Annotated in this window: 12 protein-coding genes and 1 tRNA gene; 4 read left to right on the top strand and 9 right to left on the bottom strand. The window is 64.0% G+C overall.

The window, feature by feature from the left end:
- Window positions 1-24: 24 nt before the first annotated feature.
- The 6 genes from ACFULT_RS07395 to ACFULT_RS07420 all read right to left on the bottom strand — a co-directional run bounded on the left by ACFULT_RS07395 (window position 25) and on the right by ACFULT_RS07420 (window position 5,466).
- The gene (locus ACFULT_RS07395) at window positions 25-678 is read right to left on the bottom strand and encodes a response regulator (protein ID WP_378481040.1); all 654 of its coding nucleotides are present in this window, start codon (window positions 676-678) and stop codon (window positions 25-27) included.
- On the bottom strand, window positions 675-1,859 hold the full coding sequence (locus ACFULT_RS07400) for a sensor histidine kinase (RefSeq protein ID WP_378481041.1): 1,185 nt from the start codon (window positions 1,857-1,859) through the stop codon (window positions 675-677). The genes ACFULT_RS07395 and ACFULT_RS07400 overlap by 4 nt, the downstream gene beginning before the upstream one ends.
- A 26-nt stretch (window positions 1,860-1,885) precedes the next feature.
- Window positions 1,886-2,464 carry a hypothetical protein gene (locus ACFULT_RS07405; protein WP_037110675.1) on the bottom strand — a complete coding sequence of 193 codons (579 nt, stop codon included), beginning with the start codon at window positions 2,462-2,464 and terminating at the stop codon, window positions 1,886-1,888.
- 412 nt (window positions 2,465-2,876) lie between these two features.
- On the bottom strand, window positions 2,877-3,860 hold the full coding sequence (locus ACFULT_RS07410) for a ribose-phosphate diphosphokinase (RefSeq protein WP_037110677.1): 984 nt from the start codon (window positions 3,858-3,860) through the stop codon (window positions 2,877-2,879).
- On the bottom strand, window positions 3,857-5,341 hold the full coding sequence (gene glmU, locus ACFULT_RS07415; protein ID WP_378481042.1) for a bifunctional UDP-N-acetylglucosamine diphosphorylase/glucosamine-1-phosphate N-acetyltransferase GlmU: 1,485 nt from the start codon (window positions 5,339-5,341) through the stop codon (window positions 3,857-3,859). The genes ACFULT_RS07410 and glmU overlap by 4 nt, the downstream gene beginning before the upstream one ends.
- A gap of 54 nt (window positions 5,342-5,395) precedes the next feature.
- Window positions 5,396-5,466, bottom strand: a tRNA-Gln gene (locus tag ACFULT_RS07420).
- Between the two features lie 264 nt (window positions 5,467-5,730).
- On the opposite strand from ACFULT_RS07420, the gene ACFULT_RS07425 reads away from it, so the two are divergent.
- From ACFULT_RS07425 to ACFULT_RS07440, 4 genes are all read left to right on the top strand, one after another.
- Window positions 5,731-6,324, top strand: a complete 594-nt coding sequence (locus tag ACFULT_RS07425; protein WP_170945156.1) for a TetR/AcrR family transcriptional regulator — start codon at window positions 5,731-5,733, stop codon at window positions 6,322-6,324.
- 190 nt (window positions 6,325-6,514) lie between these two features.
- Window positions 6,515-7,153, top strand: a complete 639-nt coding sequence (locus tag ACFULT_RS07430; RefSeq protein ID WP_037110680.1) for a ScbR family autoregulator-binding transcription factor — start codon at window positions 6,515-6,517, stop codon at window positions 7,151-7,153.
- Window positions 7,154-7,248: 95 nt separating this feature from the next.
- Window positions 7,249-10,887, top strand: coding sequence for a transcription-repair coupling factor (gene mfd, locus ACFULT_RS07435; protein WP_037110681.1), 3,639 nt, complete (start codon window positions 7,249-7,251; stop codon window positions 10,885-10,887).
- A complete protein-coding gene (locus ACFULT_RS07440; protein ID WP_378481349.1) occupies window positions 10,887-11,798 on the top strand; it encodes a MazG family protein in 912 nt (303 codons plus the stop codon). Before mfd ends, ACFULT_RS07440 begins: the two co-directional genes overlap by 1 nt.
- Before the next feature lie 219 nt (window positions 11,799-12,017).
- Here ACFULT_RS07440 and ACFULT_RS07445 read toward each other — a convergent pair whose 3' ends face one another.
- From ACFULT_RS07445 to ACFULT_RS07455, 3 genes are all read right to left on the bottom strand, one after another.
- Complete coding sequence (locus tag ACFULT_RS07445) at window positions 12,018-12,659, bottom strand: dihydrofolate reductase family protein (RefSeq protein WP_094719355.1); 642 nt, start codon at window positions 12,657-12,659, stop codon at window positions 12,018-12,020.
- A 92-nt stretch (window positions 12,660-12,751) separates the two neighbouring features.
- A complete protein-coding gene (locus ACFULT_RS07450; RefSeq protein ID WP_378481043.1) occupies window positions 12,752-13,144 on the bottom strand; it encodes a hypothetical protein in 393 nt (130 codons plus the stop codon).
- Complete coding sequence (locus tag ACFULT_RS07455; RefSeq protein WP_378481044.1) at window positions 13,145-13,669, bottom strand: DUF3558 domain-containing protein; 525 nt, start codon at window positions 13,667-13,669, stop codon at window positions 13,145-13,147.
- Between the last annotated feature and the right edge of the window lie 97 nt (window positions 13,670-13,766).

The raw sequence follows: 13,766 nt of genomic DNA on the forward strand, positions 1-13,766 counted from the left end.
TCTGGGGTCGGTGCATCGGGGAGTTCAGCGCACCAGACCGTGTTCGAAGGCGTACACGACCAACTGGACCCGATCCCGCAGACCGAGCTTCGTGAAGATTCTGCTGATGTGAGTCTTGACGGTTGCTTCGCTCAGGAACTCCTGTGCCGCGATCTCGGAGTTGCTCGCACCCCTCGCCGCCAGGTGAAACAGCTCGCGTTCGCGTGCGGTGAGAAGGTCGAACTCCTTGGGCGCCTGCGGAGTTGCCGGGGTGTCGGTGAAGTGACCGAGCAACGCGGTCGTGGCCGACGCCGCGATCACCGAGTTGCCTGCGTGGACGGTGCGGATCGCCGCGAGCAAGAATTCAGGGTCGGCGTCCTTGAGTACGAATCCGCTCGCGCCGGCCTTGATCGCCTTCGCCGCACTCTCGTCGAGATCGAAGGTCGTCAGCACAAGGATCCTCGGGGGTTCGCTCGATGCCGCGACGATCTCCGCTGTCGCCGCAATGCCGTCGAGAACCGGCATCCGAATGTCCATCAACACGACGTCGGGGGAGACCTCGGCCGCCAACTCGACCCCGGCCTTGCCGTCGCCGGCCTCGCCGACGAACTCGAGATCGGGTTGCGACGAGATCAGCATCCTGATCCCGGCACGAAAAAGCTGCTGATCGTCGACCAGCGCCACTTTTATATGGCTCATTCCGCAGGCTCCATTCCTGTGAGTGCTCCGGGAATGTGCGCGACGAGTGTCCACACACCATGATCGTGGCTGGTCGTCAGGGTGCCGCCGGACAGGAACGCACGTTCGCGCATACCGATGAGGCCGTGCCCGCCTGTGGATTCGGATGCTGCTCGCACGGAGTTGCGCACGGTAAGCGTCGTGCCGGTGGGTACGGACTCGACGGTTACCGATACCGGGCGCGACGAGTCCCCGTGTCGCAGAGCGTTGGTCAGCGCTTCCTGCGCTATCCGGTACAGGGTGAGGTGGCCGCCGGCACCCAGGTCGGTGGCGTCGCCGGCGGAATCGAAGTCGATTCGCAGACCGGCCGCGCGCATCCGGTCCACCAACGTGGACAGGTCCTGCGATTCCGTGGCCGGAACGTCGTCGGTGTTGTGGCGTAGCTGGGCCAGCACGCCGCGGACGTCTCGTAGTGCATCGCGAGCGGTGCCTGCGATGGTGCCGAGAGCCTCGTCGACAGCCTCGGGATCCGCTTTGCGTGCGTACCGGGCACCGTCTGCCTGCGCGATGACGACGGCGAGTGAGTGCGCGACTATGTCGTGCATGTCGCGGGCGATTCGATTGCGCTCGTGTTCGACGGCAATATCCTGCAGTGCCCGTTCCTGCTCGATCTCGGCCAACGCGCGTTGGTGCTTCTCCTCGATGGACATCCGGTTCGCCAACGCGATACGCCCCAGAGCCCACGACAACCCAAGGACAGCCCACGAGGCAACCAGCAGGATGATCAGTTGCTGCGCGTAGTCGCCGACGGAGCGGCTGCCGTCCGGTGAGACGTTCGGGTCACCGACAAGGGTGAGGAAGGTAGCGGCGACGATGCCGCCGACGACGGTGGACACGAGACCGATCTTGCGAACGCGGTCCGAACCGTATGCAGCAGTGGCGAACAGCACGAACAGGATTGCAGTGTTGGCGCCTTGGGTGCCGAGCCCACCGGCCATCTGACCGATGGCGAAAACCCAGGAGATCGCCAGCGCAAGGGGAGGCGAGAGACGACGCAGTGCCAGCGCGACGCCGTAGCCGAGCAGGACGACAACGGCGAGCACACCGTTGTCTGCGGCGGCGGACGGAAACAGCACGGCCGTGAAGACGACGGCGAAGCCGACGTCGATGGCGACCTGATAGCGCGCTAGCGTCCTGAACACCCGTCCAGGGTACGTACCGCCGAGGGTCAGATGCGGCGACGCGCCTTCTCGAGCGCACCGAGGGTGGTGAGGACCGTGGTGCGCTGCTTCTCGAGATCCTTTCGGCGAGCGCGTGCCGGCAGGCTCTCCTGTCCCTCGAGCGCGCTGATCTGCGAGTCGACGTCGGTGAGCTGAGCGAGCAACTTCTGCACCCGCGACTCGAGCTCGATCATGTCGATGCCACTGACACCCGCCTGCTGCTTCTTGGGAGCGGCCGGCTTGCTCGCTGCAGCAGAGGAGGCAGACGACGAGCTTGCACTGCTCGGCGCCTGGCGAGGAGCAGCAACTGCAGCAGCAGCCCTGGGGCGCAACGCTTTGCGGACCGCAGCCGGATCCGGCAGCTTCTCGAGACGAATGCTGTTCAGCACGGCACGAGCATCACGAGCAGTGACGCGGTACTCGCGCTCCTCCTCGTCATCGGACGCAAGAGTGCCGCCGAGGGGGCGCAGACCGTACATGCCGATGAAGTGCTTCGCCTCGTCGATGACGGCTTCTTTTTCACGGCACAGGCCGCAACGCGGTTCGTTGCGATAAGTTTCGATCGAGTCGGTGCTTCCGCACCACACGCACCCGCCCGGAGTCCACCGGGCGATACGGACGGTAGAAGTTGCTGCAGGGCTGTCCATGGTTTGCGCGTCGATCACGACGAGTCATCTTAGGGTACAACGCAACCCGCCCCGCACACCCCCTCCCTCCCGAACTGCGCTTTCCATCACCGAAGTGACGAAGCTCATTTCAAGGGGCCGGGGTCTGCGGAGCGGGTGTAAAGAAACCGAACGTGATGTTCGGTCACTTGGGTGGACTGTCCGTTTGGAGCGAAAGTGGCGTTCGGTCCGTTAGACGGACTGAACGTGGTGTTCGGTCAGTTGGGTGGATCGTCCGTCTGGAGCGAAAGTGGCGTTCGGTCCCTTAGACGGACTGAACGCCACGTTCGCTCCCGAAAGGGCGGACCTGCACCACCGGAGCCTGCGGAATGACCTAGGCAGAGCCGTTGAACAGGCTTGTGACGGATCCGTTTTCGAAGACTTCGCGGATGGTGCGGGCGAGGAGAGGTGCGATGGACAGCTCGGTGAGGGTGTCGAAGCGCTTCTCGTCGGTGATGGGGAGGGTGTTGGTGACGACGACTTCCTTGGCTCCGCAGTTGGCGAGGCGTTCGGCGGCCGGGTCGGAGAGGACGCCGTGGGTGGCGGCGATGACGACGTCGCCTGCTCCGGCTTCCTTGAGGACCTTGACGGCGCCGGCGATGGTGCCGCCGGTGTCGATCATGTCGTCGATCAGGATGCAGGTGCGGCCTTCGACGTCACCGACGACGCGGTTGGACTTGACCTGGTTGGGCACCAATGGATCACGGGTCTTGTGGATGAACGCGAGGGGTGCGCCGTCGAAGCTGTCGGCCCACTTCTCTGCGACGCGCACTCGGCCGGAGTCGGGGGAGACGACGGTGATGTGTTCGAGGCTGTACTTGTCGCGGATGTGCTCGGCGAGCTGGCTGTGTGCGTGCATGTGGTCGACGGGGCCGTCGAAGAAGCCTTGGATCTGGTCGGTGTGGAGGTCGACGGTGATGATCCGGTCGGCGCCTGCGGTCTTGAGCAGGTCGGCGACGAGACGCGCGGAGATCGGCTCGCGTCCGCGGTGCTTCTTGTCCTGGCGGGCGTACGGGTAGAACGGCAGGATCGCGGTGATGCGCTTCGCCGACCCACGCTTGAGCGCGTCGATCATGATGAGCTGTTCCATCAACCAGGTGTTGAGAGGGAAGGGGTGGCTCTGCAGGACGAAGGCGTCCGATCCTCGGACCGACTCCTCGAAGCGAACGAAGATCTCGCCGTTTGCGAAGTCGCGTGCGGTCTGCGGGGTTACCTCGATCCCCAGTTCCTTCGCAACCTGCTGTGCGAGTTCGGGGTGTGCTCGACCCGAGAAGAGCATGAGGTTCTTCTGGTTGTCGATCCAGTTCGGGGTGGTCACTGCTGTTCGCCGTCCTTTGATTTTTGCGCGTTTGCCGATTCGGCCGCCAGAGCGCGTGCTGCAGCGTCCGCTGCGGCAGTGCCTGGACGCTTCTTCTCGACCCAGCCTTCGATGTTGCGCTGGGAACCAGCGGAGACGGCGAGCGTCCCCGGTGGTACATCGTTGCGGAGCACGGTGCCTGCTCCGGTGTACGCGCCGTCGCCCACTCGCACGGGGGCGACGAACATGTTGTCCGAGCCGGTGCGGACGTGGGATCCGACTACGGTGCGACTCTTGTTGACGCCGTCGTAGTTGACGAACACGCTCGATGCTCCGATGTTGGAGTGTTCGCCGATGGTCGCATCTCCGACGTACGTCAGGTGCGGCACTTTCGAGTGGTTGCCGACAGTCGAGTTCTTGGTCTCGACGAAGGTTCCGATCTTGGCGCTGTCCCCGATGTCGGATCCGGGGCGCAGGTACGCGAAGGGCCCGACGGTTGCGCCGGGCCCGATGGTGGATTTGTCTGCCTGCGTACGTACGACGGACGCGCGTTCGCCGACGACGACGTCGCGCAGAGTCGTGTCGGGTCCGATGACGGCGTCCTCACCGACGTGGGTGTTGCCGAGCAGCTGGACACCCGGCTCGAGACGGACGTCGGCGCCGACGGTGACATCGATGTCGATCCAGGTGGTTGCGGGGTCGACGACGGTGACTCCCGCGCGCATGTGCTTTTCGACGATGTGGCGATTCAGGACGGCCGTGACGTGGGCGAGCTGTACTCGATCGTTGACGCCCATCACCAGGTCGGGGTCGGCGAGCTGGGTTCCGTAGACGGGGAGTCCGCTGCTCTTGCTGATCTTTACGACATCGGTGAGATACAGCTCGTGCTGCGCGTTGGCGGTACTGAGCTTGCCCAGCGCAACGCGCAACGCGGTCGCGTCGAACGCGTAGACGCCGGAGTTGACCTCGTCGATCAGGACCTGCGCGGGGGTGGCGTCGGCGTGTTCGACGATCTCGGCGACTTGGTCGTCGTCGGCGCGGACGATGCGGCCGTACCCGTTCGCGTCGTCGGGCACGAACGTAAGAACCGTTGCCGCTGCAGGCAGCGGCGCGCTCAGGTGCTCGTCGAGCAGAGCCTTCAAGGTGTGTCCGTCGAGGAGGGGAACGTCGGCCGCGGTGACGAGGATCGTTCCCTCGAAATCGTCGGGTAGCGCGCTGAGCCCGCACTGCACGGCGTGGCCGGTGCCCAACTGCTGTTCCTGCACCGTGGTGACGATGGTGCGTCCGAGTTCCTCGCTCAGTTCGACGACGGATTCGGTGACACGTTCGCGGTCGTGTCCGACGACGGTGACGAGGTGATCGGGGCCCAGATCAGCGGCGGCGTGCAACGCGTGGGCGAGCATCGTTCGCCCACCCAGCGGATGCAGCACCTTCGGGGTCTTGGATCGCATTCGGGTGCCTGCACCTGCTGCGAGAACGACCACGGCGGTATGCAACGGCAACGGGGCTCCTCGGGCGACGATCGCTGAACTGGATCTTCAGGGCAATGTTTCTCGCTCCGCCGCCAGGACTCGAACCTGAACTATCTGAACCAAAATCAGAGGTGCTGCCATTACACCACGGCGGATCATTTCACCAGCGGTTTCTCCGGTCGCCGGTGTCTGCACAAGACAGACTACTGGCCTCGAAGCTCCCGCCGAGCGCAACGAGTCTCGCATGCGGGGTGGCCCGAGGTCGAACCGCTCCCGTCGATCGGTGTCATTCGTCCCATAAGCTCGGGTTTCGACGCTGGGAGACCGGAGGCCCGGTTTCGACGCCGGGGAAACCGGCAGGAGAACAGATCGCAGGGAGGTACGTCTTGTCCGAGCCCGAGAAGGCGCCGCGTGTCCGGATGACAGGAACGCAGCGTCGCGAGCAGTTGATCGAGATCGGTCGCTCCTTGTTCGCCGAGCGGGGGTACGAGGCGACGTCGGTGGAGGAAATCGCGGTCCGGGCGACTGTGTCGAAGCCCGTCGTCTACGAACACTTCGGGGGCAAGGAAGGCCTCTATGCCGTCATCGTCGACCGTGAGATGTCGACGTTGCTGCACATGGTGACTTCGTCGTTGTCGCAGAACCGATCGAGGGTGAGGGTCGAGCGGGTTGCTCTTGCATTGCTGACGTACGTGGAGGAGCGAACCGACGGGTTCCGCATCCTGGTCCGTGATTCTCCGGTCGCTGCGGCCGACGGCAAGTACTCGTCGCTGTTGAACGATGCAGTGAGCCAGGTCGGGCACATCCTTGCGGGAGACTTCACTCGTCGCGGATTCGATGCCGGATTCGCTCCCTTGTACGCGCAGGCGCTGGTCGGGATGGTGTCCATGACGGCTCAATGGTGGCTCGACGTGAGGGAGCCGTCGAAAGAGGTCGTCGCGGCGCACGTCGTCAATCTGTGTTGGAACGGTCTCACCAATCTGGAGGCCGCGCCCCTATTGGCCGGTGAATGAGGCGAGTATTTCCCCACGTGTCGGTGAAAGAGCGGGTAGGGTTTGGTTTGCGTCCATGAGACCTACTTCACAGCGACGCATGTATGTTGTTCGGACCATCTGTACGTTGACCAAGGTAAGAATGCCACCGAGTGGTACCGTTCGCTCGTAATTTGCGCAGTGGCAGTCGAGTATTGCGAAGGCGGATCCAATGGTCAGACAGGCACGCGCTGAGATCACGCGCGACACCGTGCTGTCGGGTGCCGCGAATGTGTTCTTGCGCCTGGGCTACGCGAACGCGAGCCTCAGCGAGATCATCTCTCAGTCCCAGGTCACCAAGGGTGCCCTCTACTTCCACTTCGGGTCGAAGGAAGAGTTGGCGCGTGCGGTCATCGACGAGGGCAATGCCCGGCTGACGGCGGCGTGCCAGCAGTTCAACGACGGACGTATCCCGGCGTTGGAAGCGGCCATCGGCATCTCCTACATCGTCGTCGACATGTCGGTCAGTGACCCGATGGTGTCGGCGATGCTGCGGCTCAGCCACCAGATCGGTGATTACCGGGGCACCCAGGGCAACGTGATGTCCGGCTGGAGCGAGTCGTTCAACGCTTTGGCGGCCAAGGCGATCAAGCAGGGCGACCTTGCGGCCGATGCGGATCCCGCGACCATCGGTGCCCTCGTCCTCGAGATCCTCACCGGCGTGCACATGGTCGCCGTCGCCACGGGCAACACGGAGGAACTTCCGTCACGGATGGAACGTCTCTGGTACTACCTCCTTCCGTCACTCGTGACGGCGGGCAAGGTCGAGTACTTCCGTGAGTTCGCGGCCCGGCGCGTCATCCGGCACTAGTTGCCCGTAGCTGGACGTATGTAAAGGACGCACGACGTCGGCGGTAGGATCGATCGCGATATCCATTGCGCCGATCTCGCTCAGGAGCCCCGCAGTTGTCTTCCGATTCTTCGCTTGCACTGTCGGGCCTCGCGCGCGTCGCACTGTCGGACTCCACGCTCGCCGCCGTGCGCGACGCCGTCGGAGCCGCTGAACGCACCCTCGTCGGACCCAACTCGTCGCGGCCGTTCGTCGCGTCCGCCATCGCCGAACGAGCGCAGGTACTCGTCGTCACCGCTACCGGCCGCGAGGCCGATGATCTGACGACCGAACTGCAGCAGATTCTCGGCGACGCCGTCGCACAATTCCCGTCGTGGGAGACACTGCCGCACGAGCGGTTGTCGCCGAGCGCGGACACCGTCGGCCGACGCCTCGAAGTTTTGCGACGTCTGGCCCGGCCGGACGACAAGGACTACGGCCCGACGCTTCAGGTCATCGTCACCACCGTCCGCTCGCTCGTGCAGCCGATGGCGCCGGGGCTGGGGGAGATCGAACCCATCGGCTTGCGCGTCGGCGTCGAGATCGACTTCGACGGGCTCATCCACCGCCTCGTGGAATTGGCCTACACGCGCGTCGACATGGTCGGAAAGCGCGGTGAATTCGCCGTTCGGGGCGGCATTCTCGATATCTTCTCGCCGACGGCCGATCACCCCGTTCGTGTCGAGTTCTGGGGCGACGAGGTCACCGAACTGCGCGCCTTCTCTGTTGCGGACCAGCGGTCTCTCCCGGACGTCGACATTCAGTCGGTCATCGCGCCGCCGTGTCGTGAGCTGATCCTCACCGAGACGGTCCGCGATCGCGCGGCCGCCCTCGCTGCGGACAACCAGGCGGATGCAGCGCTGGTCGAGATGCTGGACAAGCTGTCCGCGGGTGTTCCCGTGGAAGGCATGGAGGCACTGCTGCCGCTGCTGCAGCCCGGTGAGCTCCAGTTGCTCGCCGACGTGCTGCCCGACGGCGCGCACGTCCTTCTGTGCGATCCGGAGCGAATCCGCACGCGTGCAACCGATCTGGTGCGGACCGGCCAGGAGTTCCTGGAAGCGTCGTGGACGGCCGCGTCGGTCGGAGGCGCAGCCCCTCTCGATGCGTCGACGGTCAACACCGACAGTCTCGGCGGAGTGAGCCTGGATCTCGGGGCGTCGGCGTACCGCTCGCTCAGGCAGATTCGCGAATCCGCGCAGGCTCTGGGTCGACCCTGGTGGACCATCAGCCCTCTCGCGTCCGGAAGCGAGGACGAGGTCGCACTCGTCGTCGAGTCGGTCCCCGAGGTCCGTGGCTCCGAGGAGTTGCTCGCCGGCGTGTTCGCGATGCTCCGCGCACACGTCTCGACGGGTGGGCGCGCGGTCATCGCCGTCGCCGGAGCAGGCACCGCCAACCGCATCATCGAGAGGCTCGGCGAGGCGGAAGTACCTGCGGCGCATATCGAGTCAGGCTCCGAACCATTGCCGGACGTCGTCAGCGTGCTGTGTGGCACGTTGAACGAAGGACTGATTCTGCCCGACGCCCGGCTCGTGGTCGTCACCGAGAGCGACCTCACCGGAAACCGCGTCGCGGCCACCGAAGGGCGAAAGCTACCGGCCAAGAGGCGAAATCAGGTCGATCCGCTCGCTCTGGTTGCCGGCGACAGCGTCGTGCACGATCAGCACGGCATCGGTCGATTCGTGGAGATGATCGAGCGCACCGTCGGCGGCGCACGACGCGAGTACCTCGTCATCGAGTACGCACCCAGCAAACGCGGTCAGCCCGGCGACCGATTGTTCGTGCCGATGGATTCGCTGGATCAGCTCTCGCGCTATGTCGGCGGCGAGTTGCCGTCGCTCAGCAAGCTCGGCGGATCGGATTGGGCCAACACCAAACGCAAGGCACGCAAGGCGGTTCGTGAGATCGCCGGCGAGCTCGTGCAGTTGTACGCGGCGCGTCAGGCGGCGCCCGGCCACGCATTCGGTCCGGACACCCCGTGGCAGCGTGAGATGGAAGACGCGTTCGGGTTCACCGAGACCATGGACCAGATGACCGCGATCACCGACGTCAAGGCCGACATGGAGAAGGCGGTTCCGATGGACCGCGTCATCCTCGGCGACGTCGGCTACGGCAAGACGGAAATCGCCGTCCGCGCCGCGTTCAAAGCAGTTCAGGACGGCAAGCAGGTGGCGGTGCTCGTGCCGACAACGCTGCTCGCTCAGCAGCATCTGCAGACGTTCACCGCTCGAATGGCCGCATTCCCGGTGACAGTCAGGGGCCTCTCTCGCTTCACCCACGGCGCCGAGTCGAAAGAAGTCATGGCAGGTCTGGCCGACGGAACCGTCGACGTCGTCGTCGGCACGCACCGCCTGTTGCAGACGGGTGTCGTGTGGAAGGACCTCGGCCTCATCGTCGTCGACGAGGAGCAGCGATTCGGCGTCGAGCACAAGGAGCACATCAAGTCGCTCCGCACCCACGTGGACGTGCTGACGATGTCCGCGACGCCTATCCCTCGTACGCTTGAGATGAGCCTCGCGGGGATTCGTGAGATGTCGACCATCCTCACGCCTCCCGAGGAGCGCCATCCGGTCCTGACCTACGTCGGCGCGTACAACGACAAGCAGGTCGCGGCCGCGATTCGTCGTGAACTGCTGCGCGACGGTCAGGTGTTCTTCGTGCACAACCGCGTGAGCTCGATCGACAAGGCAGCCAAGCGCATTCGAGATCTGGTGCCGGAAGCTCGGGTGACCACCGCGCACGGTCAGATGAACGAGGAAACTCTCGAACGCACGGTGCAGGGCTTCTGGGAACGCGAGACCGACGTGCTCGTGTGCACCACCATCATCGAGACGGGCCTCGACATCTCCAACGCCAACACGTTGATCGTCGAGCGCAGTGATTCCCTCGGCCTGTCGCAGCTGCACCAACTTCGAGGCCGTGTCGGGCGTAGCCGCGAGCGTGGGTACGCGTACTTCCTGTACCCGGCGGAGAAACCGCTCACCGAAACTGCCTACGACAGGCTGTCCACCATCTCGCAGAACTCCGATCTCGGTGCCGGTATGGCCGTCGCCATGAAGGACCTCGAAATCCGCGGCGCCGGAAACGTTCTGGGCGCCGAACAGTCCGGCCACGTCGCCGGCGTCGGATTCGATCTGTACGTGCGGTTGGTCGGCGAAGCCGTGGAGGCGTACCGAGCGGCCGCCGACGGCAAACCGATCTCCACGGACGAAGCGCCGAAAGAAGTGCGCATCGACTTGCCCGTCGACGCACACATTCCGCCGGACTACGTCACCAGCGACCGCTTGCGTCTCGAAGCGTACCGAAAGCTGGCCGCAGCAACGGACTCCGACTCGATCACGGCGGTGTTGGACGAGCTCGTCGACCGCTACGGCCCGCTTCCCGAGGAAGTGGGACGCCTGGTGTCCGTCGCCAAGCTTCGCCTGATCGCGAAGGAATACGGGCTGACGGACGTCAATGTCGCCGGTACGCAGGTCAAGCTCGCACCCATGGATCTGCCCGATTCCAAGCAGATCCGACTCAAGCGGCTCTACCCCAACGCTGCGTACCGGGCCACCACCGGTGTGGTGCAGACGCCTCTGCCTCGCGTGGAGGGAGGCGGCGTCGGTGCTGCGCGAGTGCGGGACGTCGAGTTGGTCCAGTACATCGCCGACCTCATACTGTCACTCGACGGTAAACCGTCCAGGTCGGTGTTGCTGGAGCAGACTGTGGGGGTGTGATGACGGTAGTGCTGCTGGATCCCGTTCGCCCGACGATGGTCCCGGCCGAGGCCGTGGAGTTCCTCAACGGAGTCGTCGAGTTCACCGAGGAGGTTCCGGTGCGCACCCGGTGGCTGTTCTCGGGTACCGCGCACGCCGACGGCTCCGCCGAGGTACTCGTCAGCACCGACCCGTCGAACCCGGATGTGCAGCAGCGCATTCGGCGCGGTGACCGCGTGATCTCGTCGCCGAAGCTGCCTGGCGACGACCTGATCGCCGCCGTACTTCTGATGGACCGCCTTCGGGGCCGAGGTGGGTGGGAAGCTCAGCAGACACACGCGTCGCTGAGCGGTTACCTGCTGGAAGAGACGTACGAGCTCCTCGACGCCATCCACAGCGGCAACCTCGACGATCTGAAAGAGGAACTCGGGGACATCCTGCTGCAGGTGCTGTTCCATTCTCGGATCGCGCAGGACGCGTCGGAGAATGCGTTCGACGTCGACGACGTAGCAGCGGGCCTCGTCCGAAAGCTGACCCATCGAACCCCGCATCTCGACGACGGATCGACCGGACCGATCGACATCGCCGTGCAGGAGAAAGCGTGGGAGGAGAAGAAAGCCGCCGAAAAAGCCCGCGGTTCCTGCCTGGACGGCGTCGCACTCTCCCAACCCGCGCTGGCACTGGCTCAGAAAGTCGTGGCACGCGCGAGCAAAGCCGGACTGCCCGACGAGCTGATCCCCGACGAACTCCGCGTCGTACACATCGGCCTCGACCACAGTCACGGCGGCGAAAGCGCCGAGGACCTGTTGCGGCGCAACGTCTTGCGTTTCGCCGACCGTATCCGCGACGCCGAAAAATCCGCCAAGGTCCACGGCGCAGTCCCTGGCAAACTCACCGCCATCGAATGGATAGAGAACTGGGGTAGGCGGTAGGTTCACCCCCTTGTCGCATGAATGGGCCCTGCTAGCTATCGGTACGCATGAATGTGACTTCCAAGTGATGCGGCTGGTCGGCCGGTTCCGGAGCGAATGTGACGTTCGGTCAATGTTGAGCGCCTGGAGTGCTCAGACGCTCACCTATGTGCTGGACGCACCGCTCAGTGCTAGCACCAGGGTGAGCGTTTGGCACGTGGGCGTGCGTCTGCGATGAGGCTACTTACGCCAGAACAGGTGATGGGTGACGCCGCTGGAGCTGGGTACCGCTTCGTGTTCGAATCGGTCGTCGAGTTCGTTCGGTGAATCCCAGAGTTTCAGCCCCGACCCGAACTCGATCGGTGCGACAGTGATGTGCAGAGTGTCCACCAGGTCGGCGTCGAGGAACTCGCGGATTGTCGTGACTCCGCCGCCGAGTCGTACGTCCTTGCCGCCGGCTGCCTGCTTCGCTTTGTCCAACACATCTGCCGGCGAGCTGTCGACGAAGTGAAACGTTGTGTCGGAGAGTTCGATCGAGGGGCGCTCGTGGTGAGTGAGCACGAACACCGGAGTATGGAACGGCGGCTCGTCACCCCACCATCCTTCCCACTCGTGATCCTCCCAAGGCCCGCGTTGAGGTCCGAACTTGTTTCGACCCATGATCTCGGCGCCGATGTTGTTCGAGAAATCGCGGGCGAAGTAGTCGTCCAAGCCTCGGGAACCACTGGAACCGGCGTTGCCCGGAAAACTTGCCGTGGCAAAGAACCACTTCATCAGCGTCAGATGGTCGAGACCGAACGGGTTCTCGAGGCTCTGGTCGACGCCTGCGGCGACCCCGTCGGCTGAGATGGTGAAATTCTGTACCCGCAGTAGCTGTGCCATGTGTCTCCCCGCTTCGAAGGTGCCGTTCCGGAGTGTAGACCCGGCATCGGCGCAATCTTCATCGCCGACGGCGGCGCGGACTGTCCGTTGGATTAGTTGGGGAACCTCTGCGCGACGTCGGATGCGGTATCCGCATCGATGTCCGTGTAGTGGTTGAAGAACTTCTGGAATACCGCCTGCATTTCCTTCACCACCTGAATGTGGCTGTCGATGACGCCGACCATGCTGTTCTGTCCGCCTACGGCTTTCTCGGACAGAATTTGCGCGAACTGCTTGCCCATCTCGAAGTCGCCGTAGCCCTGCACGTCGGCAAGACGAACGGCCTCCTTACGTCGTTCGTCCAACTTTTCGAGGTACGTGGTGCAAGTATCGTTGCACTGTCTCGCGATGTCCTGGTCGAGATACAGTTGTCCTGACTCAGCGGCCGCAGCAAGGCTCTGCCAGTAGGTACGCGCGGTAATAATTTCCTTGTCTCTCAGAAGCATTCAGGATGGGATAGCCGAGGACAATCGTTCGGTGTGGTCTACGACGATGGCGCAGAGATCGCCGGTTGTATCGCTGGAGCCGTTCTTGAGCGCGGAAACTTTGATCAATCCGCTATTTGTGGCGAACGCTATGTCGCAGATCTCGCCGCGCGGAGCGACCGTTGACTCGTAACGAACAGCTGATCGATCAGCGACTTCGACATCGTGCATGTTCAGGTACCGACTGTCTCCACGAACTTCTTCGATCGTGTGGGCTGGAGACGCATACACCGAGATCGAGTACCACGGATCTCCTGCTGGTCCTTCCCAGCCGCAGATGGACCAACCTGGGGTGGTGTAGCCCTTGTCTGCCATGGAGTCTTTTGATGCTGGGTCGAGGCCTGCGGCGGTGATGGTGGTGTCGGGGATGGTGCAGGGGTCGAAGGTCTGGTCGGTGGGGGAGTCGGCGATGGCGTCGCCGGTGATGTCGGTGGAGCAGCCGACCAGCAGTGCGACGCTGATCGCCGTCAGACAGGCCTTACGCATCGTTTCCCCCTCGCAGAATCACGTCGTCAGGTTAGACGCACCCGAGGTCGGATCGGTTCCACTTCGGTAGGAGACGTTCTCGTCGAGCGGCTTGGAT

The organism is Rhodococcus sp. NPDC057297, from assembly GCF_042667435.1.
Lineage (GTDB): Bacteria > Actinomycetota > Actinomycetes > Mycobacteriales > Mycobacteriaceae > Rhodococcoides.

Bases quoted from the DNA above. Each gene is read 5' to 3' on its own strand.
- ACFULT_RS07395 (WP_378481040.1), bottom strand. From the start codon at position 678: ATGAGCCATATAAAAGTGGCGCTGGTCGACGATCAGCAGCTTTTTCGT.
- ACFULT_RS07425 (WP_170945156.1), top strand. From the start codon at position 5,731: ATGACAGGAACGCAGCGTCGCGAGCAGTTGATCGAGATCGGTCGCTCC.
- ACFULT_RS07430 (WP_037110680.1), top strand. From the start codon at position 6,515: ATGGTCAGACAGGCACGCGCTGAGATCACGCGCGACACCGTGCTGTCG.
- ACFULT_RS07440 (WP_378481349.1), top strand. From the start codon at position 10,887: ATGACGGTAGTGCTGCTGGATCCCGTTCGCCCGACGATGGTCCCGGCC.
- ACFULT_RS07445 (WP_094719355.1), bottom strand. From the start codon at position 12,659: ATGGCACAGCTACTGCGGGTACAGAATTTCACCATCTCAGCCGACGGG.
- ACFULT_RS07450 (WP_378481043.1), bottom strand. From the start codon at position 13,144: ATGCTTCTGAGAGACAAGGAAATTATTACCGCGCGTACCTACTGGCAG.
- ACFULT_RS07455 (WP_378481044.1), bottom strand. From the start codon at position 13,669: ATGCGTAAGGCCTGTCTGACGGCGATCAGCGTCGCACTGCTGGTCGGC.